Annotated in this window: 18 protein-coding genes and 1 pseudogene; 11 read left to right on the forward strand and 8 right to left on the reverse strand. The window is 71.7% G+C overall.

Going from position 1 to position 22,595, the window contains the following annotated elements; translation table 11 throughout:
• Positions 1-9: 9 nt before the first annotated feature.
• Both HGN31_RS08620 and HGN31_RS08625 read right to left on the reverse strand, forming a co-directional pair.
• A complete protein-coding gene (locus HGN31_RS08620) occupies positions 10-759 on the reverse strand; it encodes an SDR family oxidoreductase (protein WP_168782946.1) in 750 nt (249 codons plus the stop codon).
• A gap of 13 nt (positions 760-772) precedes the next feature.
• Positions 773-2,215 (reverse strand): aldehyde dehydrogenase family protein, encoded by a 1,443-nt coding sequence (locus tag HGN31_RS08625; protein WP_168782947.1) that lies wholly within the window; start codon positions 2,213-2,215, stop codon positions 773-775.
• A 199-nt stretch (positions 2,216-2,414) separates the two neighbouring features.
• Between HGN31_RS08625 and HGN31_RS08630 the strand changes: the two genes are divergently transcribed.
• Positions 2,415-3,110, forward strand: coding sequence for a Crp/Fnr family transcriptional regulator (locus HGN31_RS08630; protein ID WP_036734501.1), 696 nt, complete (start codon positions 2,415-2,417; stop codon positions 3,108-3,110).
• A gap of 26 nt (positions 3,111-3,136) precedes the next feature.
• Here HGN31_RS08630 and HGN31_RS08635 read toward each other — a convergent pair whose 3' ends face one another.
• A complete protein-coding gene (locus tag HGN31_RS08635) occupies positions 3,137-5,416 on the reverse strand; it encodes an NADP-dependent malic enzyme (RefSeq protein WP_168782948.1) in 2,280 nt (759 codons plus the stop codon).
• 178 nt (positions 5,417-5,594) lie between these two features.
• Between HGN31_RS08635 and HGN31_RS08640 the strand changes: the two are divergent.
• From HGN31_RS08640 to HGN31_RS08655, 3 genes and pseudogenes are all read left to right on the forward strand, one after another.
• Positions 5,595-6,332, forward strand: a pseudogene (locus HGN31_RS08640) (amino acid ABC transporter substrate-binding protein); the annotation flags it as partial.
• A 178-nt stretch (positions 6,333-6,510) separates the two neighbouring features.
• Positions 6,511-7,161: an amino acid ABC transporter permease gene (locus HGN31_RS08650; RefSeq protein ID WP_168783876.1), complete on the forward strand. Its 651-nt coding sequence runs from the start codon at positions 6,511-6,513 to the stop codon at positions 7,159-7,161.
• A complete protein-coding gene (locus tag HGN31_RS08655) occupies positions 7,158-7,910 on the forward strand; it encodes an amino acid ABC transporter ATP-binding protein (protein ID WP_168782949.1) in 753 nt (250 codons plus the stop codon). The genes HGN31_RS08650 and HGN31_RS08655 overlap by 4 nt, the downstream gene beginning before the upstream one ends.
• Before the next feature lie 20 nt (positions 7,911-7,930).
• Here the strand turns inward: HGN31_RS08655 and HGN31_RS08660 are convergent, their stop codons facing one another.
• On the reverse strand, positions 7,931-8,773 hold the full coding sequence (locus tag HGN31_RS08660) for a 2-keto-4-pentenoate hydratase (RefSeq protein ID WP_036710361.1): 843 nt from the start codon (positions 8,771-8,773) through the stop codon (positions 7,931-7,933).
• Between the two features lie 185 nt (positions 8,774-8,958).
• Between HGN31_RS08660 and mutS the strand changes: the two genes are divergently transcribed.
• Positions 8,959-11,595, forward strand: coding sequence for a DNA mismatch repair protein MutS (gene mutS, locus HGN31_RS08665; protein WP_168782950.1), 2,637 nt, complete (start codon positions 8,959-8,961; stop codon positions 11,593-11,595).
• 18 nt (positions 11,596-11,613) lie between these two features.
• On the opposite strand, the gene HGN31_RS08670 is transcribed toward mutS, so the two are convergent.
• A complete protein-coding gene (locus HGN31_RS08670) occupies positions 11,614-12,360 on the reverse strand; it encodes a DUF1013 domain-containing protein (protein WP_036703010.1) in 747 nt (248 codons plus the stop codon).
• A gap of 168 nt (positions 12,361-12,528) precedes the next feature.
• On the opposite strand from HGN31_RS08670, the gene HGN31_RS08675 reads away from it, so the two are divergent.
• Positions 12,529-13,194, forward strand: a complete 666-nt coding sequence (locus tag HGN31_RS08675; RefSeq protein ID WP_168782951.1) for a ribonuclease T2 family protein — start codon at positions 12,529-12,531, stop codon at positions 13,192-13,194.
• Positions 13,195-13,278: 84 nt separating this feature from the next.
• On the opposite strand, the gene HGN31_RS08680 is transcribed toward HGN31_RS08675, so the two are convergent.
• Complete coding sequence (locus tag HGN31_RS08680; RefSeq protein ID WP_168782952.1) at positions 13,279-14,268, reverse strand: NAD(P)H-quinone oxidoreductase; 990 nt, start codon at positions 14,266-14,268, stop codon at positions 13,279-13,281.
• Positions 14,265-14,936: a COQ9 family protein gene (locus HGN31_RS08685; RefSeq protein WP_168782953.1), complete on the reverse strand. Its 672-nt coding sequence runs from the start codon at positions 14,934-14,936 to the stop codon at positions 14,265-14,267. Before HGN31_RS08685 ends, HGN31_RS08680 begins: the two co-directional genes overlap by 4 nt.
• A gap of 100 nt (positions 14,937-15,036) precedes the next feature.
• Here HGN31_RS08685 and rpsU point away from each other — a divergent pair, with 100 nt between their 5' ends.
• Entirely contained in the window at positions 15,037-15,243 is a 207-nt protein-coding gene (rpsU, locus tag HGN31_RS08690) for a 30S ribosomal protein S21 (protein WP_011748553.1), read from the forward strand.
• A 194-nt stretch (positions 15,244-15,437) separates the two neighbouring features.
• The gene (locus HGN31_RS08695) at positions 15,438-15,860 is read left to right on the forward strand and encodes an META domain-containing protein (RefSeq protein ID WP_168782954.1); all 423 of its coding nucleotides are present in this window, start codon (positions 15,438-15,440) and stop codon (positions 15,858-15,860) included.
• Here HGN31_RS08695 and HGN31_RS08700 read toward each other — a convergent pair.
• Complete coding sequence (locus tag HGN31_RS08700; protein WP_036734514.1) at positions 15,857-17,515, reverse strand: NAD+ synthase; 1,659 nt, start codon at positions 17,513-17,515, stop codon at positions 15,857-15,859. The two genes, HGN31_RS08695 and HGN31_RS08700, sit on opposite strands and share 4 nt — an antisense overlap.
• A gap of 227 nt (positions 17,516-17,742) precedes the next feature.
• Here HGN31_RS08700 and HGN31_RS08705 point away from each other — a divergent pair, with 227 nt between their 5' ends.
• From HGN31_RS08705 to petB, 3 genes are all read left to right on the forward strand, one after another.
• Positions 17,743-19,365, forward strand: coding sequence for an MORN repeat-containing protein (locus tag HGN31_RS08705; protein WP_168782955.1), 1,623 nt, complete (start codon positions 17,743-17,745; stop codon positions 19,363-19,365).
• A 742-nt stretch (positions 19,366-20,107) separates the two neighbouring features.
• A complete protein-coding gene (gene petA / locus HGN31_RS08710) occupies positions 20,108-20,686 on the forward strand; it encodes a ubiquinol-cytochrome c reductase iron-sulfur subunit (RefSeq protein WP_425325316.1) in 579 nt (192 codons plus the stop codon).
• A gap of 9 nt (positions 20,687-20,695) precedes the next feature.
• A complete protein-coding gene (gene petB, locus HGN31_RS08715; RefSeq protein WP_168782957.1) occupies positions 20,696-22,021 on the forward strand; it encodes a cytochrome b in 1,326 nt (441 codons plus the stop codon).
• Positions 22,022-22,595: the final 574 nt, after the last annotated feature.

Consider the following 22,595-nt stretch of genomic DNA (forward strand, 5'->3'; position numbering starts at 1 on the left):
GGGCGGCCCTCAGATGGTCCGCCCGCCGTCCACCTCGAGCACGACGCCGGTGATGAAATCCGCCTCGTCGGACGCGAGATAGAGGGCCGCGTTGGCGATGTCGCGGGGCGTGGACATCCGCCCCAGTGGGATCGTGGCCACGAACTTCGCCCGGTTCTCGGGCGCGTCCGGCACCCCCATGAACTGTTCGAGCAGCGCCGTCGCCCCCATCACCGGGGCGATGCAGTTGACCCGGATGTTGTCGGGCGCAAGCTCGGCCGCGAGGCTGCGGCTCATCAGGTTCACCGCGCCCTTCGACGAGTTGTACCACGTCAGCCCCGGCCGCGGCCGGATGCCGGCGGTCGAGCCGATGTTGATCATCACGCCCCCACCCTCGGCCCGCCAGTGCGGCACCATCGCCTTCACCATGTGGAAGATCGACAGCACGTTGATGTCGTAGATCTTGCGGAAGGTGGCCTCGTCCGTCTCCATCAGCGGGCGGTTGGGGTTGGTCCAGCCGGCGTTGTTCACCACGATGTCGAGCCCGCCGAAGGCCGCGCGGGTGTCCTCGACCGCGCGGTTCACGTCCTCGGCCTTCGAGACGTCGCAGGTCAGCGCGATGGCGGCGCCGCCGATGGCACCCGCGACCTCGCGCGCGCCCTCGGCGTTCAGGTCCACGATGGCGACGCGGGCGCCCTCGCGCGCGAAGGTCTCGGCGATGCCGCGGCCGAAGCCGGATGCCGCGCCGGTCACCAGCGCCGTCTTGCCCTGCAGTCTCATGGCGTCTCCCCCTTCAGCCGTGATGGTTCACGATCGTCTTGATCGTGGAAAACTCGTAGAGCGCCTCGAACCCCTTTTCGCGGCCGTGGCCGGACTTGCGGATGCCGCCGAAGGGCAGTTCCACCCCGCCGCCGGCGCCGTAGCCGTTGATGAACACCTGCCCGCAGCGCATGGCGTTGGCGACGCGCGCCTGGCGGGCGCCGTCGCGGGTCCAGATCCCGGCGACGAGGCCGTAGTCGGTGCCGTTGGCGATGGCGATCGCCTCGGCCTCGGTGTCGAAGGGGATGGCGCAGAGGACGGGGCCGAAGATTTCCTCTTGGGCGAGGGGGCTTTGGGGATCGACCGGGCCGAAGAGGACGGGCGGGACGTAGAACCCCTCGGACGGCGCGTTGCCGGCGACCCGGCCGCGGGCGAGTTCCGGCGCGCCGGCCTCGGCGATGTAGCGTTCCACCCGCGCCTTCTGGCGGGCCGAGATCAGCGGGCCGAGGATGGCGTCGGGGGCGTCGGACGCCTCGACCCCGCGGAACCGCTCGGCGAGGCGGGCGGTCAGGTCGTCCCAGATCGGGCGCTCGATCAGCACCCGCGAGCCGGCCGAGCAGGTCTGCCCGCCGTTCTGGATGATGGCGTTGGCGAGCACCGGCAGGGCGGCGTCCAGATCGGCGTCGGCAAAGACGATCTGCGGCGACTTGCCGCCCAGCTCCAGCGTGCAGCCGATGAAGTTCCTGGCCGCGGCGATCTGGATCATCTGGCCCACTTCGGGCGAGCCGGTGAAGCTGAGGAAGTCGACGCCCGGGTGTTCGGAGAGCGCCTTGCCCGCCACCTCGCCGCGCCCGGTCACGACGTTGAGCGCGCCGGGGGGCAGGATGCCCTGCGCGATCTCGGCCAGCCGGAGGATCGAGAGGCACGCATCCTCCGCCGGTTTCAGGACGCAGGCGTTGCCCATCGCCAGTGCCGCCCCGACCGAGCGGCCATAGATCTGGGCGGGGTAGTTCCAGGGCACGATATGGCCGGTGACGCCATGCGGGCCGCGGGTCACGGCGACCGTGGTGCCGGGCTGGAACGGGATCACCTCGCCATGCACCTTGTCGGCGGCGCCGCCGTAATATTCGAAATACCGCGCCGTCAGCACCATGTCGGCGCGCGCCTGCGCCAGCGGCTTGCCGTTGTCGCGCGTCTCGATCGCGGCGAGCGCGTCGGCGTCGGCCAGGATCGCGGCGGCGTAGCGCATGAGCAGCCGGCCCCGCTCGGCCGCGCTGAGGCGGCTCCATTCGCCGGTCTCGAGCGCCGCGCGGGCCGCGGCCACGGCGGCGTCGATGTCGGCCGCGTCCGAGTCCGCGATCTCGGCGAAGCCCTGCCCGTCGCGGGGTGAGACGACCGCCATGCGCGCGCCCGACCGCGCCGGAACCCAGTCGCCCGCGATGAGATTCAGCGGCCGGGGCAGGGTCGGGGTGGTCATGGCACGGGCCTCTCGGGGGGAACGGCGGGTCGCGGCCAGATTGGCCAGACCGGCGACCGGGCGCAAGGGCTGGTATACCACGCCCGCCGACCGCCCGACCTGCCGCCGCCGCACCGCCTGCCCGGGCGGTTGCAACCCCGGCCGGGCTTGCGTAGCAGATGCACTGGCCCGCACGTCGCGCCTGCGTCAGGAGCATTGCATGACCCCCGCCGACCAGCAGACCGCCCGCCAGTCCCCCCTGCTCGCGCGGCTCGGGCCTCCGGTGCAGGACAAGCTTCTGGACGGCGCTGTGGTGCTGACCGCCGAGACGGGGCAGACGCTGTTCCTGCAGGACGATCCGGCGGCGGCGGTGTTCATCCTGCTCGACGGCTGGGTGAAGCTTTACCGCGTGGCGCCCTCGGGGGCCGAGGCGGTGGTGAGCGTGATGACCCGCGGCCGCAGCTTCGGCGAGGCGGTGGCGCTCAAGGGCGGCATCTACCCGGTCTCGGCCGAGGCGATCACCCCGGCGCGGCTCTTGCGGCTGGACGGGGTACGGCTGCGCCACCTGCTCGAGAGCGATGCGACGCTGGCGACCTCGATGCTGGCGGCGACCTATGTCCACCTGCAGCAGCTCGTCGAGCAGGTCGAGCACCTGAAGGCGCGCTCGGGCGTGCAGCGGGTGGCCGAGTTCCTGCTGGACCTCGCCGCCGGCGACGGGGCCTGCACCGTGGCGCTGCCCTACAACAAGACGCTGATCGCCGGGCGCCTGGGGATGAAGCCCGAAAGCCTGTCGCGCGCCTTCGCCCGGCTGCGCCAGCATGGCGTGCGGATCGAGGCCGCCGTCGCCCATATCGATGACATCGAGGCGTTGCGCGAACTGGCGGCCGAGGACCCGGCGAAGCCGTGGCTGCGCTAGGTCCCCGGCCTCGGCGCGCCTGAGGCTCAGCGCACCGACAGCCCGCCCGCGGCGATGGCCGCCATGTGCAGGATGTCGTTGACGGTCGAGCTGGTGGACAGGATCTGGATCGGCTTCGGCACGCCCGTGAGGATCGGCCCGATCACCATCGCGCCCGCCATCTCCTGCAAGAGCTTGACCGAGATCGACGCCGAGTGCCGCGCCGGCACCACCAGCACGTTGGCCTGGCCGGTCAGCCGCGAGAACGGGTATTTCGCCGCCTGCTCGGGGTTCAGGGCGACGTCCACCGTCATCTCGCCCTCATACTCGAAGTCCACGCCCATGCGGTCGAGCACCTTGGGCGCCTCGGCCATCTTGATGGCGCGTTCCGACAGCGGATAGCCGAAGTTCGAGAACGATAGGAACGCGACCCGCGGCTCCATCCCCAGGCCGCGGGCGACCTGCGCGCCGCGGGTGGCGATGAGCGCGAGATCCTCGGCCTCGGGCCATTCGTGGACCAGCGTGTCCCCGATCAGCACGATCCGGCCCTTGTGCAGCACCGCGGTGATGCCCACCGCCCCGTCCTGCGGGCGGACGTCGAAGACATGGCCGATCTGGGCCAGCACATGGGCGTTCTTGCGCGTGGCCCCGGTCACCAGCCCGTCGCCGTGCCCGTGCGCCAGCATCAGCGCGGCGAAGATGTGGCGGTCGCGGTTGGCGAGCTTGAAGGCGTCCTCGCGGTCCACCCCCTTGCGCTGCAGGCGGGCATAGAGCGTCTCGTGATAGGCGCGCAGATGCGGGGTCTTGGCGGCGCTCACCACCTCGATCTCGGCCACCGCGTCGGCGAGGCCGGCGGCGGTCAGCTTCTCGGCGACGTCGCCGTCGCGGCCCACGACCAGCGCCCGGCCAAAGCCGCCGCGCTGCCAGGCCACGGCGGCGCGCAGGACGCGCGGGTCGTCGCCCTCGGCGAAGATCATCCGCGACTGGCTGCGCCGGGCGCGGGCGTGGATCGACTGCACCATCGCCGCCGTGGGGTCCATGCGCTGGCGCAGCGTCTGCTCATAGGCCTCCATGTCGATGATCGGGCGGCGGGCGACGCCGGTGTCCATCCCGGCCTTGGCGACGGCGGGCGGGATGACGTGGATCAGCCGCGGGTCGAAGGGCGTCGGGATGATGTAGTCGCGCCCGAAGGTCAGCTTGCGGCCATAGGCCATCGCCACCTCATCGGGCACGTCCTCGCGCGCGAGCCGGGCCAGCGCCTCGGCGCAGGCGATCTTCATCTCGTCGTTGATCGCGCGGGCATGGATGTCCAGCGCCCCGCGGAAGAGATAGGGGAACCCCAGCACGTTGTTGACCTGGTTGGGATAATCCGACCGACCCGTGGCCACGATGGCGTCGGGGCGGACGGCGTGGGCTTCCTCGGGGGTGATCTCGGGGTCGGGGTTGGCCATGGCGAAGATGACCGGGTTCGGGGCCATCGAGCGCACCATCTCGGGCGTCACCGCCCCCTTGGCCGAGACGCCCAGGAACACGTCGCAGCCGACCATCGCATCGGCCAGCGTCCGCGCCTCGGTCACCGCGGCGTGGGCGGATTTCCACTGGTTCATGCCCTCGGTGCGGCCCTGGTAGACCACGCCCTTGGTGTCGGCCATGATGCAGTTCTCGGGCCGCGCCCCCATCGCCTTGATCAGCTCGAGGCAGGCGATCCCCGCCGCGCCCGCGCCGTTGAGCACGATCTTGCAGTCCTCGATCCGCTTGCCCGAGATTTCCAGCGCGTTGATCAGCCCCGCCGCACAGATCACCGCCGTCCCGTGCTGGTCGTCATGGAACACCGGGATGTCCATCAGCTCCTTGAGGCGGCTTTCGATGATGAAGCACTCGGGCGCCTTGATGTCCTCGAGGTTGATGCCGCCGAAGGTGGGGCCCATCAGCCGCACCGCCTGGATGATCTCGTCGGGGTCCTCGGTGTCCAGTTCGATGTCGATGGCGTTGACGTCGGCGAAGCGCTTGAAGAGCACCGCCTTGCCCTCCATCACCGGCTTCGAGGCGAGCGCGCCGAGGTTGCCGAGGCCGAGGATCGCCGTGCCGTTCGAGATGACGGCCACGAGGTTGCCCTTGGTGGTGTAGTCATAGGCGGTCTCGGGGCGGGCCGCGATCGCCTCAACCGGGACGGCGACGCCGGGGGAATAGGCCAGCGACAGGTCGCGCTGGGTCGCCATGGGCGTCGAGGGCACCACGTCGAACTTTCCCGGCCGCGGCTCGAGGTGATAGGCGAGCGCCTCCTCGGGCGTGATGCGGGCGCGCGTGCTGCCGTGGCTTTCGGTCATGGTGGTCCCCCCTGATGCTGGCTTCCGCTTACTGCGGCGGCGGGGGCGTCGGCAAATGCTATCCGGTCCTCTCGAACGCCGACGGCGCGGAAGGCCTGTCGCTGCCTGACAGTTTGCGGTAACAGACAGGCAACGCAAGAGACTGCGCGGCCGGCCGCGCGAGACAGAGGACCACAGCATGATCAAATCCCTGAAAGCGGCCACGGCGATCCTGGTGCTGCTGGCTGGCACGGCCTCGGCCGAGACGATCCGCGTGGGGATGTCGGGCCAGTATTTCCCCTTCACCTTCACCCGCAACAACCAGCTGCAGGGGTTCGAGGTGGACGTGCTGAACGCCGTCGGCGCCCGCACCGGCGACACGGTCGAGTTCGTGACGATGGGATTCTCGGGGCTGGTCGGGGCGCTCGATTCGGGGCGGATCGACACGATCGCAAACCAGATCACCATCACCCCCGAGCGCGAGGCGCGCTTCACCTTCACCCGGCCCTATGTCTATGACGGCGCGCAGGTCGTGACCCGCAAGGGCAACGACGCGGTGACCGGGGTCGAGAGCCTGGCGGGCAAGACCGTCGCGGTGGACCTCGGCTCGAACTACGAGCAGCTGATGCGCGAGCGGCCCGACGCGGCCGACATCGAGATCAAGACCTACGAGGGCAACATCGCGCAGGAAACCGCGCTGGGCCGGGTCGATGCGTTCGTGATGGACCGGGTGAGCTCGGTCCAGCTGATCCGCGAAAGCGGGCTGCCGCTGCAACTCGCCGGCGCCCCCTTCAGCGAGATCCGCAACGCCCTGCCGTTCCGCAGCGACGAGGCCGGGCGGGCGATGCGCGACAAGGTGGACGGCGCGCTCGAGGCGCTGGCGGCGGACGGGACGCTCACCGAAATCAGCGAAAAATGGTTCGGCACCGACATCACCCGCCCCGCGACCGGCGCCGACAACGCCGTGGCCCCGGCCGAGGGCGACGCGGTGGCGCCCGCCGCCGAGGCGGCCCCGGCTGCAGCGCCGGCTGCCACCCCGGCCCCGGCCCCGGCGGCGGGGACCGCTCCGGCGGCGACCAACTGACGGACCGGACCGGGTGATCGACCTCGGCTACATGGCAGGGCTGTTCCCGGTCATCCTCGGCTATGTGCCGCTGACCGTGGCGATGGCGGCGGGATCGATGGCGGGGGCGCTGGTCCTGTCGTCGATCCTCGCGGTGATCCGGGTGCTGCGCGTCCCGGTGGCGCATCAGGTTGCGGGGGTGTTCATCAGCTTCTTCCGCGGCACCCCGCTGCTCGTGCAGCTGTTCCTGTTTTACTACGGGCTGCCGCAGGCGGTGGCCTTCTTCACCCGCATCGACGGGATCACCGCGGCAATGCTGGGCCTGACGCTGCACTTCTCGGCCTACATGGCCGAGAGCCTGCGCGGCGCGATCCTCGGCGTCGCCCGCGACCAGTGGGAGGCCGCGCGCTCGGTCGGCATGACCGAGGTTCAGACCATGCGCCGGATCATCCTGCCGCAGGCGGCCCGGGTCGCGGCGCCGACGCTGATCAACTATTTCGTGGACATCCTGAAATCGACCTCGCTCGCCTTCACCCTCGGCGTGACCGAGATGATGGGCGCGGCGCAGAAAGAGGCCGCGGGCAGCTTTCGCTATCTCGAGGCGTTCCTGACCGTCGCGGTGATCTATTGGGTCATCGTCGAGGCGCTGAGCCGGGTGCAGAAGGCGCTCGAGGTCCGGCTGGGCCGGGGGGTCCGGGCATGAGCGGCGCGCCGCAGCCCGCCGCCGCCGTCACCGGGCTGGTCAAGCACTTCGGCGCCGGCCCGGTGCTCAACGGCATCACGCTGAGCGTGGCGCCCGGCGAGTGCGTGGCGGTGATCGGGCCGTCGGGCACCGGCAAGTCCACGCTCCTGCGCTGCTGGAACTTTCTCGAGCGCGCCACCGCGGGGCAGGTGTCGGTCGGCGGGCTGACCCTCGACGCCGCCACCGCGCGCCGCCCCGAGATCCTCGCCCTGCGTCGCCGCACCTCGTTCGTGTTCCAGAGCTATGCGCTGTTTGCCAACCGCACCGCGCGCCAGAACATCGCCGAGGGGCTGGTCGTGGTCCGCGGCGTCCCGCGCGACGAGGCCGAGGCGCGCGCCGACGCGATCCTGCGCGACATCGGCCTGGGCGACCGCGGCGACGCCTATCCCTCGGCGCTGTCGGGCGGCCAGCAGCAGCGTGTGGGCATCGCCCGCGCCATGGCGCTCGAGGCCGACCTGATGCTGCTGGACGAGCCGACCTCGGCGCTCGACCCCGAGTGGGTGGGCGAGGTGCTGGCCCTGATGCGGCGCGTGGCCGAGGGCGGACAGACGATGGTGGTCGTCACCCACGAGATGCAGTTCGCGCGCGAGATCGCCGACCGGGTGGTGTTCATGGACGGCGGCCGCATCGTCGAGGAAGGGCCGCCGGAGCTGATCTTTTCCGCGCCGCGCGATCCGCGCACGCAGGCGTTCCTGCAGCGGGTGCTGTAGGGCGCCTCAGTCCGCGACCGTCAGTCAGTCAGCGTCGCCGCGACGTGCATGGTCTTGCCGCCGACGCTGTAGTCGGCGCTGAGCGACTGCCCCGGCTTCGCCGGCGTCAGCGCCGAGAGCGACCCGAGCGAAATCGCGTCGCCGGGCGCCAGCGTCACCCCCTGGCCGACCAGCCACAGCACCACGTCCAGGGGGTGGCCGAGCAGCATCTCGCCCTTGCCCTCGGCCACGGTCTTGCCGCCTTCCTTGAGGTCCACGGTCAGCGCCGCGAGGTCGGCGACCGGGTCCGCGAGATCGGCGATCTTGACGCCCGTCCCCTCGACCCCGCGCCACGGCATCACCCCATAGGCCGCCATCAGCAGGCCGGTCGGCGCGAGCCCCCTGGTCAGCGCCATGTCGGGCAGCTCGATGAACGGCACCACCTCGTCCAGCGCGGCCGCGGCCTCCTCGCGCGTCTTGGCGCTGTTGATCGCGGCGTCCTTGACGGTCACGATCAGGTCGGCCTCGAAGAACGGCGCGCGCGAGCCCTTCATCGAGACCGCGGCGCCGTCCGTCTTGATCATGTCGGCGAACAGCTGGCCCGCGACGGGGGCGGTGACGCCGAACTTCTCTTGCGCGGGTTTCGAGGTGAAGCCGACCTTCCAGCCGACCGGCTTGCCCATCGCGCCCGCCAGCGTGGCGCGGTAGGTGGCGTAGGCGCAGCCGGCGTCGGCCATGCTGTTGAGATGCAGGTCGCCCACCCGCTGGCCGTTCAGCCAGCCGTGCGCCGCATCCGCCACCACCGGCGGCGGCGGGCAGACGGCGAGGGCGGGGCCGGCGGCGAGCGCCGCCGCCAGCGTCAGGGCGAGTTTCGTCGGGGTCATCGGGAAGCCTCCTCACTTCGCGGATGGTGGATGAGTGGTGGCAGGGCGGGGCGCCTCTGTCTACAGCGCCGCGCGGCGGGCGGGTGCTGCCGGGTATTTGGGCCGGAACGACGCCACTCGGTTTCCCTTGCCCCGGCGCGGCACTAGAAGCGGTGAAACCCCACCCAGCCGCCCCGGACGCCCCGATGACCGACCAGCCGACCCCGATGATGGCGCAGTATCTGGCGATCCGCGCCCAGCATCCGGGCGCGCTCTTGTTCTATCGCATGGGCGATTTCTACGAAATGTTCTTCGACGACGCCGTGGCGGCGGCGGCGGCGCTGGACATCGCGCTGACCGCGCGGGGCACGCATGAGGGCAAGCCCATCCCGATGTGCGGGGTGCCGGTGCACGCCGCCGAAAGCTATCTGCTGACGCTGATCCGCAAGGGCTTCCGCGTCGCGATCGCCGAGCAGATGGAGGACCCGGCCGAGGCGAAGAAGCGCGGCTCGAAGTCGGTGGTGGCGCGCGACGTGGTGCGGCTGGTCACGCCCGGCACGCTGACCGAGGACTCGCTGCTCGAGGCGCGGCGGCACAATTTCCTCGCCGCCTTCGCCGTGGTCCGCGACGAGGCGGCGCTGGCCTGGGCGGACATCTCGACCGGGGCGCTGCGGGTCGCGCCCTGCGCGCCCGCGCGGCTGGGGCCGGAGCTTGCCCGCCACGCCCCGCGCGAGCTGCTGGCCGTCGAGGGCTCGGGGCTGGACGAGATCGCCCGCGAGGCCGGGGCGGCGCTGACCGAGCTTGCGCCCGGCAGCTTCGATTCGACCGCTGCCGTGCGTCGGCTGACGGCGCTGTACGGGGTCGAGACGCTCGACGGCTTCGGCCAGTTCACCCGGGCCGAGCTGGCGGCGCTGGGGGCGATCGCGGATTACCTCGACCTCACGCAGCGCGGGCGGATGCCGCGGCTGGCCCCGCCGGTGCGCGAAAGCGGCGCCGGGACGATGGCGATCGACGCCGCCACCCGCCGCAACCTCGAACTGACGCAGGCGCTGTCGGGCGGGCGCGAGGGCTCGCTGCTGGCCGCGGTGGACCGGACGGTGACGGCCGCCGGCGCGCGGCTGCTCGAGCGGCGGTTGTCCGCGCCCTCGCGCGATCTGGCCGAGATCCGGCGCCGCCACGCCGCGGTGGCGACGCTGGCCGACGATCCCGGCCGTGCCGAGGCGCTGCGGGCGGCGCTGTCGGCGGTGCCCGACCTCGACCGGGCGCTCTCGCGGCTGGCGCTCGACCGCGGCGGGCCGCGCGATCTGGGCGCGATCCGGGCGGGGCTGGCGGCGGCGGCGCGGATCGCCGACATCCCGGGCGCAGGGGACCCCGCGCTCGACGCCGCGGCGGGTGATCTGGGCGGGCACGAGGCGCTGGTGGCGCTGCTTGACGCGGCGCTGGTGGCCGAGCCGCCGCTGCTCGCCCGCGACGGCGGCTTCGTGGCGCCGGGGTTCGACGCCGATCTGGACGAGACGCGCGCCCTGCGCGACGAGGGCCGCGGCGTGATCGGCCGGATGCAGGCCGACTATGCCGCCGAGACCGGCATCGCCAGCCTGAAGATCAAGCACAACAACGTGCTGGGCTATTTCATCGAGACCACCACCACCCATGCCGAGCGGATGCTGGCCCCGCCGCTCAACGCCCGCTTCATCCACCGCCAGACCACCGCGAACCAGATCCGCTTCACCACGGTCGAGCTGTCGGAGCTGGAGACCCGCATCCTCAACGCCCGCGACCGGGCGCTCGAGATCGAGCGCGGCATCTTCGCCCGTCTGGTCGGCGCGGTGCTGGGCGAGGCGGGGCGGATCGGGGTGACGGCGCGGGCCTTGGCCGAGATCGACGTGACCGCCGCCTGGGCCGATCTGGCGACGGGCGAGGGCTGGACCCGGCCGGTGGTCGAGGACAGCCGCGCCTTCGAGGTCGAGGCGGGGCGGCATCCGGTGGTCGAGCGCGCCCTGCGCCGCAAGGGCGAGCCCTTCGTGGCCAACGACTGCGCGCTGACCGCGGGCGAGACCCCGGCGATCTGGCTGCTGACCGGGCCGAACATGGCGGGGAAATCGACCTTCCTGCGGCAGAACGCGCTGATCGCGGTGCTGGCGCAGGCGGGCGCCTTCGTCCCCGCGGCGCGGGCGCGGATCGGGCTGGTGACGCAGCTTTTTAGCCGCGTGGGTGCGGCGGATGACCTCGCGCGTGGACGTTCGACCTTCATGGTCGAGATGGTCGAGACGGCGGCGATCCTCAATCAGGCCGACGCCGGCGCGCTGGTGATCCTGGACGAGATCGGCCGCGGCACGGCGACCTGGGACGGGCTGTCGATCGCCTGGGCGGTGCTCGAGCATCTGCACGCGCAGAACCGCTGCCGGGCGCTGTTCGCCACCCACTACCACGAGCTGACGCAGGCGGCGGCGCGGCTGCCGGGGGTCGAGAACGCCACCGTGGCGGTGCGCGAGTGGGACGGCGAGGTGGTATTCCTGCACGAGGTCGTGCGTGGCGCCGCCGACCGCAGCTACGGGGTGCAGGTGGCGCGGCTGGCGGGGCTGCCCGCCTCGGTGGTGGAGCGGGCGCGGGCGATCCTCGCGGCGCTCGAATCAGGCGCGCGCGAGGGGAAGGGACGCCCCGCCGCGCTGATCGACGACCTGCCGCTGTTCGCCGCGGCCCCGCCGCCGGCCGCCGCGCCGGTGCGCGCGGCGCCCTCGGTGGTCGAGGCGCGGCTGCGCGAAGTCAGCCCCGACGCGCTCTCGCCGCGCGAGGCGCTGGACCTGGTCTATGCGCTGGTGGCCGCGCTGCCGCCGGAGGGGTAGCCTCGCGCGGCTTCGACCTCAGCGGCGGCCGTCCTCGTCCTCGTCGTCCTCGCCCGCGTCGTCGCCTTCGGGCAGGTTGAAGAAGCTGTCGGCATCGACCGACGGCTCGGGCTTGTCGTCGCGGGTGAGGGTGAAGTTCTCGAGCCCGGCGATGGACGAGGGCAGGCGCGGCTCTTCGGTCATCCCGAGGCTCGATTCGGTCGAGACGAGCTTGCGCCGCTCGTCGTCGGACATGACCTCGGGCTTGGACTTCGCGGCCTTCTGCACCGCCGCGTCGAGTTCCGACTGCCGGCAGAGGCCGAGCGCGACCGGGTCGATCGGCTGGATGTTCTGGATGTTCCAGTGGCTGCGGTCGCGGATCGCGGCGATGGTCGGCTTGGTGGTTCCGACGAGGCGGCTGATCTGCGCGTCGGTCAGTTCCGGGTGGAACTTGACCAGCCACAGGATCGCGGCCGGGCGGTCCTGACGCTTCGAGAGCGGCGTATAGCGCGGGCCGCGGCGCTTTTCCTCGCCTTCGGCGGCGGGGTTGTGCTTGAGCTTGAGCTTGTAGGCCGGGTCCTTCTGGCCCTTCTCGATCTCGCCCTCGTCGAGCTGGTTCGAGGCGACCGGGTCGAAGCCTTTGACGCCCGCCGCCACGTCGCCGTCGGCGATGCCCTGGACCTCGAGCTCGTGCATCCCGCAGAAATCCGCGATCTGCTTGAAGCTGAGGGTGGTGTTGTCGACCAGCCAGACGGCGGTGGCCTTGGCCATCAGCGGCTTGTTCATCGGTTGCTCCTTCGCAATAACCATCGACCGGGAAACCGGGGCGGCCCGCCCGGGTGCCGGGGTCGCGGCCATTCCTCAATCTCGGGGGAATTGCCGTCCCATATAGGATTTCACGGCGGCGGATTGAACCCCCTTTTTCAACGCCCCCGCCCCGCCTAGGCTGACGGGATGAACGCCCGTTTCCCCCTCGCCGCGGCGGCCTTGGCCGCTGTTGCCGCCCTGACCGCGCCCGTCCTGACCGCGCCCGCCGCCCACGCGGGCGATGTGGCGGGGCGGTTCGACTATTACGTCCTCGCGCTCAGCTGGTCGCCCTCGTGGTGCGCGACCGACGGCCAGGGCCGGAACGAGCCGCAATGCGACCCGCGCCGCCGGACCGGCTTCGTCGTCCACGGGCTCTGGCCGCAGTACGAGCGCGGCTGGCCCGCCAATTGCGCCACGCCCGAGCGCGACCCCTCGCGCCGCGAAAGCCAGGCGATGGCGGATGTGATGGGGTCGGGCGGGCTCGCCTGGTACCAGTGGCAGAAGCACGGGCGCTGCTCGGGCCTGTCGGCGCAGGGCTATTATCAGGCGGTGCGCGATGCGGCGGCGGCGGTGACGATCCCGCCGGTGTTCCGGATGCTGCCGCGCGACGTGCGCCTGCCCGCGCCGGTGGTCGAGGATGCGTTCATCGCCGTGAACCCGGCGATGGGGCGCGACGGGATCACCGTGACCTGCGACGGCGGGCGGGTGGACGAGGTGCGCATCTGCCTGACCCGCGACCTTCAGCCCCGCGCCTGCGCCCCCGATTCGCGGCGCGACTGCCGCGCGCCGATGCTGATGGAGGCGCCCGGCTGAGCGGGCGGGAGCCTCTGGCGGGGATATTTGGGTCCAGCCCGAGGCGGCACGGCGGCGCCTGAGGACGGCCGCCGTGCTGTCAGCTTATCCGGCCACCTTGAGCACGATCTTGCCGATGTGGTCGCCGCCCTCCATCCGGCGGTGGGCGGCCTCGGCATCGGCGAGCGGGAACTCGCGGTCCATCACCGGGCGCAGCTGCCCTGCGGCGACCATCGGCCAGACGTGCCGGGCCAGCTCGGCCGCGATCCCCGCCTTGGCAAGGTCGGACTGCGGGCGGAGCGTCGAGCCGGTGATGGTCAGCCGGCGCGTCATCAGCGGGGCGAAGTTGATCTCGGCCTTGGGGCCGCCGAGGAAGGCGATGAACACCAGCCGCCCGTCGTCGGCCAGCGCCTTGAGGTCGCGGGCGATGTAGTCGCCGCCCACCATGTCGAGGATAAGGTCGGCCCCGCCCTCGGCCGCGAGGACCTGGACGAAATCCGCCTCGCGGTAGTTGATGGCGGTGGCGCCGAGCGTCGCGCAGGCGGCGCATTTCTCGGCCGATCCGGCGGTGGCCCAGACGCGGGCGCCGAGGGCGCGGGCGATCTGGATCGCGGTGGTGCCGATCCCCGACGAGCCGCCGTGGACGAAGAACCGCTCGCCCGCCCGCAGCCCGCCGCGCATGACGACGTTGGACCAGACGGTGAAGCAGGTCTCGGGCAGGCAGGCGGCCTCGGCCAGGCCCAGCCCCTCGGGCACCGGCAGGGCGTGGTCGGCGGCGGTCAGCGCGTATTCGGCGTAGCCGCCGCCCGGCAGCAGCGCACAGACCGCGTCCCCCACCGCCCAGCGGGTCACGCCGGGACCGATGGCCGCGACATGGCCCGAACATTCGAGCCCCGGAAGGTCCGAGGCGCCGGGCGGCGGGGCATAGGCGCCCATGCGCTGCAGCACGTCGGGCCGGTTCACCCCGGCATAGGCCACGCGGATCAGGATCTGCCCCTGCCCCGGCGCCGGCACCGGCCGGCGGCGGAGGTCGAGCACCCCCGGCCCGCCCGGCTGGGCGATGGCCACCACGTCCATCTCGTGCGGGAGGCTCATGCGTCACCCCGCGGGGTCTCGGCGCGGTAGCCGGGCGCCGGCTGCGGCGCGGGTTTCCTGATCCAGCCGGTGGCGAGGTCGGTCATCGCCCCCACCCCCGGCAGCTTGCGGACCCCGGCCTTGAGCTTCTCGAACCGCATCACCCCGTCGATGCGGCGGTCGATGAAGGCCGCGGTGTCGAGGTTGCCTTCCGAGCTGTCGCCCAGCCAGTAGAGCACCACCGCCCCCCAGACCGAGGCGAGCGTGGCGCGCTTGGTCCACCAGTTCACGTCCTCGGACGGATCGCCGAGCCCGGTCCAGATCGTGTCCGCCGTCTCCCACACCAGCCGGGCGCCGAGCGGCGCGTTCGGCGGCAGCGACAGGACCGCGGCCCCGGCGCGCACCAGTTCGGGGTCGGCAAGCTCGAGGCGTTGGCGCATCGCCGCCGCGATCCGGTCGCGGATGCGGCCCTGCGGCGGGTGCGCGGCCAGCGCTGCCGCCAGTGCGGCGTCCGCGCGGCGGTGATAGGCCGCGGCCAGCGCCGCCCCGCCGCAGGGGAAATGCACCCGGGCCAGTTCCGGCGCCATGCCGATGTCGCGGGCGCCGGCGATCAGCGCGCGGTCGTTCATCCCCTCGAACGGGACATGGGTCAGCGCCGCGTCGAGCAGCCGGTCGCGGTCGTCTTGCATGGGCAAGGCTCCTCAGGGTGGACAAGGGCGACCGGCTGCGCTAAGGCGCCCCGGTCCTGCAATTCGATCAACTCTAACCTAGGAAGGTGGTGACAACCACATGCAGGTGAGCGTTCGCGACAACAACGTCGAACAGGCGCTTCGTGCCCTGAAGAAGAAACTTCAGCGCGAAGGGGTCTTCCGCGAAATGAAGCTGAAGCAGCATTTCGAGAAGCCGTCGGTCAAGAAGGCCCGTGAAAAGGCCGAGGCCGTGCGCCGTGCCCGCAAGCTGGCCCGTAAAAAGGCCCAGCGCGAAGGCGCGCTGTAAGGGCGCGTCCGGCGGGCCGCGAGGTCTCCCGACCGTTCGGGGACACGCCGGTCCGGCGACAGCGAAAGCCGAAGGATCAGAAAGACCCCCGTGGCCCGGCCGCGGGGGTCTTTCATCACGCGAAATCACGCAGTTGCGTCGTGACAGCGCGGCCCGGCCGGGGCACCGTGGCGCCAGTCAGCGGAGCCTGCCCCATGCGTCTCACCCAACAACTCGTGTCCCACCCGGTCGTGCTGGCGCCCCTGGCCCTCGCCGTGCTCGCCGCCTGCGCGGGCGGCGGGGTCGCGGGAGGCGGCGGGGCGGGCGCCGGGTTCGACGGCACCTATACGCTGAGGGAAATCGTCGGGGTGCCGATCGCGGGGACCGCCGATCTGACCATCGCCGGGCAGGCGGTGTCGGGGCAGGGGCCGTGCAACCTCTATCACACCACCAACCGCGCCGACTGGCCTGCGGTCGATCTCGCCCCCATCGCCACCACCCGCCGCGCCTGCCTCATCGAGGGGGGCGAGGCGGCGTTCCTGGCCGCGCTGGCGCAGGTCACCCGCGCCGATCCGGTCAAGGGCGGGCTGGAGCTTGCAGGCCCCGCCCGCCGGATGATCTTCGACGCGGCGCGCTAGCTCTCGTCGCGCCAGCGGTTGACCAGCGGATAGCGCCGGTCGAGCCAGAAGGCGCGCGGCGAGACCCGCGGCCCGGGCGCGGCCTGATAGCGTTTCCACTCGCTGATGTAGATCAGCCGCTCGACCTTCTTCACCGTGTCGCGGTCGTGGCCCTCGGCCACGAGGTCGGCCACCGAGCGGTCGCGCTCGATCAGCCCGGTGAGGATCGAATCGAGCACCGGATAGGGCGGCAGCGAATCCTCGTCCTTCTGGTCGGGGCGCAGCTCGGCCGAGGGCGGCTTGGTGATGACGCCGGGCGGGATGACCTCGCCCGCGGGCGCCGCCATCCACGGGCGGTGGTTGGCGTTGCGCCAGCGGCAGGTCTCGAACACGCGGGTCTTGTAGAGGTCTTTCAAGGGGTTATAGCCCCCCGCCATGTCGCCGTAGATGGTGGCATAGCCGACCGCGACCTCGGACTTGTTGCCGGTGGTCAGCAGAAGCTCGCCGAACTTGTTCGAGATCGCCATGAGCAGCAGCCCGCGCAGGCGGGACTGGACGTTCTCCTCGGTCACGTCGGGGCGGGTGCCGGCCATCACCCCGGCGAGCGCGTCCGAGACGGCGGCGCGGGGACCGTCGATCGGGATCGTGTCCATGCGGATGCCGAGCCGGCGGGCCAGATCCTCGGCGTCGTCCAGCGAATGCTGGCTCGAGTATTCCGAGGGCATCCGCACCCCGCGCACGTTCTCGGGCCCCAGCGTGTCGGCGGCGATGGTGGCGACCAGCGCCGAATCGATCCCGCCCGACAAGCCCAACAGCACCTTCGAGAAGCCCGACTTCCGCAGGTAATCCCCGAGGCCCACGCAGATCGCGCGGTAGTCCTGTTCCCACGCATCGGGCTGGGGGATCATCTCGCCGCGCTCGGCCCGCCAGCCCTCGGCGGTGCGGGTGAAATCGACATGGACCAGCCCCTCGTCGAAGGGGGCCATCTGCACGACCTTGTGCCCGCCGGGGTTCAGCACGAAGGACGCGCCGTCATAGACCTGATCGTCCTGCCCGCCGACCATGTTGACATAGGCCAAGGGCAGCCCGCTCTCGTGCACGCGGGCCACCATGTGGCCCATCCGCAGGTCCAGCTTGTCGCGGTGATAGGGGCTGCCGTTCGGCACGATGAGGATCTCGGCCCCGGTCTCGGCCAGCGTCTCGGTCACCGGCTGCCACCACGCATCCTCGCAGATGGGCGAGCCGATGCGGACCCCGTTCACCACATAGGGCCCGCTGATCGGGCCGGGATCGAACAGCCGCAGCTCGTCGAAAAGCTGCTTGTGGGGCAGCTCGTGCTTGGTGATCCGCGCGGTGATCCGGCCGCCCTGCAGGATCAGGTAGCAGTTGTAGAGCTTCTCGCCCTCGACCCACGGGCCGCCGATGCCGAGCGCGGGGCCGTCGGCGCAGTCGGCGGCAAGACGCTCGACCGCCGCCATGGCGTCGCGCAGGAAGGCGGGCTTCAGCACCAGGTCCTGGGTCTGGTAGCCGGTGATGAACATCTCGGGCAGCGCCAGCATGTCGGCGCCCGCCGCGCGCGCGGCGGCGAAGGCTGCGCGCGCCTTGGCGGCGTTGCCCGCCAGGTCGCCCACGGTGGCGTTGAGCTGGCCCATGGTCAGGCGGAAACGGTCGGTCATCGGCGGGTCCCTCAATTCTCGGCGCGAGACTAGGTCGGGCGCCGGCCGAGCGAAAGCCCGGCCGGAGTGTCCCGCATCCCTGCATCTTTTCTGGCCCGGATACCCCCGCCGGAGGCGTCCGGCCGCGCCGTCCGCACCGCGCCCGGCCTTTGCGTCCAGCCGCCCTTTCGGTTACATCCCGCAGGGACGGCGGGCGCCAGACCCGCGAGCAGCAAGGGCAAAGGGCGATGAAACCTGCACTGATCGCCGCGGCGCTGGCCGCCGGGCTGTCGCTGGGCCAGGTCCCGGCCCCCGCCACCGCGCAGGACGCCGCGGTCGTCACCAAGACCTACGACGACGGCGGCGTGTACGAGGGCACCTTCCGCAACGGCCGCCAGCACGGGCGCGGCAGCTACACGCTCCCCTCCGGCTACCGCTACGAGGGCGACTGGGTGGACGGCGAGATCCTGGGCCAGGGCCGCGCGGTCTATCCCAACGGCTCGGTCTACGAGGGCGCCTTTGCCAAGGGCAAGCCGAACGGGCGCGGCAAGATCACCTATGCCGACGGCGGCACCTACGAGGGCGACTGGCTCGACGGCGAGATCACCGGGCAGGGCAAGGCCGTCTATGCCAACGGCTCGACCTACGAGGGCGGGTTCCGCAAGGCGCTGCACCACGGCAAGGGGCTGCTCGTGCAGTCCACCGGCTATCGCTACGACGGCGACTGGGTGGACGGCGCCAAGGAGGGGACGGGCAAGATCACCTATCCCGACGGCTCGGTCTACGAGGGCGGGATGCTGGGCGACCTGCGTGCCGGGCAGGGCAAGCTCACCATGCCCGACGGGCTTGTCTACGAGGGCGGCTGGGCGGCCGGGCAGATGTCGGGCCGCGGCCGGCTGGTGCAGGCCAACGGCGACATCTACGACGGCACCATGGTCGCCAACCGCCGCGAGGGGCAGGGCCGGGCGGAATACGCCGACGGTGACCTCTACGAGGGAGGCTTCCGCGCCGACAAGCGGCACGGCGAGGGCGTGTTCAGCGGCCGCGACGGCTATGTCTACCAGGGCGGCTGGGTGGACGGCCGGATGGAGGGGCAGGGCCGCATCCAGTACCCCGACGGCTCGGTCTACGAGGGCACGCTCAAGGCCGACCAGCCGGACGGCAAGGGCAAGATCACCTACCCCGACGGCGCCAGCTACGAGGGCGACTGGGTCGCCGGCGCGATCGAGGGGCAGGGCAAGGCGCTTTACGCCAACGGGCTGGTCTACGAGGGCGGCTTCCGCGCCGGGCGCAACGAGGGCCAGGGCCGGATGAGCAACCCGGACGGCTATCTCTACAACGGCGCCTGGAAGGACGGCAAACGCCACGGCGAGGGGCAGGCCAGCTACGTGGACGGCACCGCCTACACCGGCAGCTTCGTCGACGGCCAGCGCGAGGGGCAGGGCGTGCTGATCACCAAGGACGGGTTCCGCTACGAGGGCGGCTGGAAGGACGGCGAGATCGACGGCGAGGGCACCGCGACCTACACCAACGGCGACGTCTACACCGGGCATTTCGTGGGCGGAAAGCGGCAGGGCCAGGGCACAATGCGCTATGCCTCGGGCCGGGTGGCCGAGGGCGCCTGGCAGGACGACAAGCTGACGCCGCCCGAGGGCAGCGCGCCCGCCGCGGGCGCGGCCACGGACGAGGCGACGCAGGCGACGCCGGATTCGAGCGCCGAGCCGGAGGCCCCTGCGCCGGGGCCGGGCGCGGGTGCGACGCAGGATAGCGGTGAGGGGGCGGCCGGCCCCGCCGCGTCGCCCTCGCCCGGCAGCGACGCGGGACCGGCCGCGACCGAGCCCGCCGATCCGAACGCCGACCCGCGGGGGTGATTGTGAGGCCGATGGTGGGTGCGCGCCGCTGGCCGCGGGAGTGTGTGACCGGCAGCGGGTAGGTGTGCCGGTGGCAAGGGCTACCGCCGGGCGATACTCGGCGCCGGGCCAGTTCCTTTTTCCGTACGCGGTGTGGGGTGCGGGCCAGCGGGTGCGCTGCGCTGCACAAGCGAGCGCAGGAGCGCAGCCCAACCATCGCGGCCCTGACACGGCGATGCTCACCATTCACCCGGCCAACAGCCAGCCGTTCGAGCCCCGCCAACGCTTCACCGGCAGATCGAGCCGGACGCCTCCATCCATGCCCATGTCGTGGACGGCGACCGTGATGCTGAGAACTGCGCTGCGGGCCCGTACCGGCGCGGCCCGCTAGCCCACCTGACAGCCCCTCGATTGGCAGAGCTGCCGGCGGCGCCGGCGCACTCGGGGCCAACGCCGATCCCTCGACCTCTTCCTGCGGCGCAGAATCGGCCAAGCGGCGATGCAGTCCTTCCGCGGCCACCACAGAAACCCGCTCGAACCATGGCCCAACCGCCCCGCCCCAACCTCGCCGCGCCCGCCCGGCCGCGCGCGCCTTACACAGCGTCCCAAATCCCACACCTGCGGCCAAATGCGTCAGCAAACAGCCCGCAGGCCGCTGGACTGACACAATCTTGATCGCTAGAACCGCGGCTGCGAAGGCTGCCTGTGGGCGGCCCGACTGTCGATTGAGGCAGGGCCCACCGCCCCGGCCCCGAATTGGAGAATGACCGTGTCCCACGCAGACCATCCCGCAGGAGACCACGGCGCCACCCGGAGGGACTTCCTCTATTACGCGACCGCCGGCGCTGGCGTGGTTGCGGCGGGCGCGGCCGGCTGGACCCTGATCAACCAGATGAACCCCTCGGCCGACGTGCAGGCGCTGTCCTCGATCCAGGTGGACATCAGCGCCGTCGCCGAGGGCACGCAGCTGACCGTGAAATGGCTGGGCAAGCCGGTCTTCATCCGCCACCGCACCGCCGACGAGATCGAGCGCGCCCGCGCCGACGACGACGCCGCGCTGATCGACCCCCTGGCCGAGAACGCCAACAAGCCGGGCGAGCCCGCCACCGATGCCAACCGCGCCCTCGACGAGGAAGGCAAGTGGCTGGTGATGATCGGCGTCTGCACCCACCTCGGCTGCGTGCCGATCGGGGACGGGGCCGGCGACTTCGGCGGCTGGTTCTGCCCCTGCCACGGGTCGCACTATGACGCCTCGGGCCGCATCCGCCGCGGTCCGGCGCCCCAGAACCTGCATATCCCCGTCGCGTCCTTCGTGAACGACACCACCATCAAGCTGGGCTGAGGAGCGACAATGTCCGCCGGTATTCCCTCCGATCACTACGAGCCCAAGTCCGGGTTCGAGCGCTGGCTGCACCGCCGCCTGCCCGTCGTCGGCCTGATCGTCGATTTCGTCACCCTCCCCACCCCCAAGAACCTCAACTGGTGGTGGATCTGGGGGATCGTGCTGACCTTCTGCCTCGTGCTGCAGATCGTCACCGGCATCGTCCTGGCGATGCACTACACCCCGCACGTCAGCCTCGCCTTCCGCTCGGTCGAGCACATCATGCGCGACGTGAACGGCGGCTACATGCTGCGCTACCTGCACGCGAACGGCGCCTCGCTGTTCTTCCTCGCCGTCTACATCCACATCTTCCGCAACCTCTATTACGGCAGCTACAAGGCGCCGCGCGAGGTGACCTGGATCGTGGGGATGCTGATCTACCTCGCCATGATGGCGACGGCGTTCATGGGCTACGTGCTGCCCTGGGGGCAGATGTCGTTCTGGGGCGCCACGGTGATCACCGGCCTCTTCGGGGCCATCCCGGGCATCGGGCCGTCGATCCAGGAATGGCTGCTCGGCGGGCCGGCGGTGGACAACGCCACGCTCAACCGCTTCTTCTCGCTGCACTACCTGCTGCCCTTCGTGATCGCGGCGCTGGTCGTCGTCCACTTCTGGGCCTTCCACACCACCGGCAACAACAACCCCACCGGGGTCGAGGTGCGCCGCACCTCGCGTGAAGAGGCCGACCGCGACACCGTGCCGTTCTGGCCCTACTTCGTGATCAAGGACCTGCTGGCGCTGGTCGTGATCCTCGTGGTGTTCTTCGCCGTCGTGGGCTTCATGCCGAACTACCTCGGCCACCCCGACAACTACGTCGAGGCGAACCCGCTGGCGACGCCCGCGCACATCGTGCCGGAATGGTACTTCCTGCCGTTCTACGCGATCCTGCGCGCCTTCACCGCCGACGTGTGGGTGGTGCAGGCGGTCAACTTCCTCTCGTTCGGGATCATCGACGCCAAGTTCTTCGGCGTGCTGGCGATGTTCGGCGCGATCATCGTGCTGGCGCTGGTGCCGTGGCTCGACACCAGCCGCGTCCGCTCGGGCCGCTACCGGCCGCAGTTCAAGTGGTGGTTCTGGCTGCTGGCGATCGACTTCGTCATCCTGACCTGGGTGGGGGCGCAGCCGGCCGAGGGGATCTATCCCTACATCGCGCTGGCCGGGGCGGCCTACTGGTTCGCCTACTTCCTCGTGATCCTGCCGATCCTCGGCGTGGTCGAGCGGCCCGAGCCGATGCCGGCCTCGATCGAGGAAGACTTCGACGCCCATTACGGGCCTGCCGCTCACCCCGCCGAATAAGGAGAAGGCGCGAGATGTCCCTGAGAAACGTTACGCTCACGGCGGTCGCGGCCCTGTCCTTCGGGATGGCGGCGCACGCCCAGACGACCACGATCACGGTCCCCCTGACCGAGCCCGGCGCCGCGGCGCCGGCGCCCGCGGGTCCCGGAACCACGGTCACGGTGACCGACGGCGCCCAGACCGTCACCACCACCCCGTCGGCGCCCGCGCCGGCTGCGGTCGAGCCGGCGACCCCGCCGGCCGTGACCACCACCGCTCCGGTGGCCGACGCCGCCCCGGCGGCGACCCCGCCCGGCGTGGTGGTCGAACGCGGCGCCTCGGCGCCTGTCACCCCGGTGGCGCCGACCACCGCCGAGCCGGTCCCGGCCGGCGGCGTGACCCCGGCTAGCCCGGGCGCCACCGCCGACGCCGCCACCAGCGCGACGGCCGAGGTGCCTGCCAAGGCCGCCGACCCGGCCGAGGCTGCTGCGACCACCGAGACCGGCACCGCCGCGACCGAGATGTCGCCGGCGACCCCCACCGCCACCCCCACCGCGGGTGAACCCCCGGCCGCGCCGGGCGAGGGCCTGCCCTC

This window comes from Paracoccus sanguinis (assembly GCF_012689545.1).
In the GTDB taxonomy this organism is placed as follows: domain Bacteria; phylum Pseudomonadota; class Alphaproteobacteria; order Rhodobacterales; family Rhodobacteraceae; genus Paracoccus; species Paracoccus panacisoli.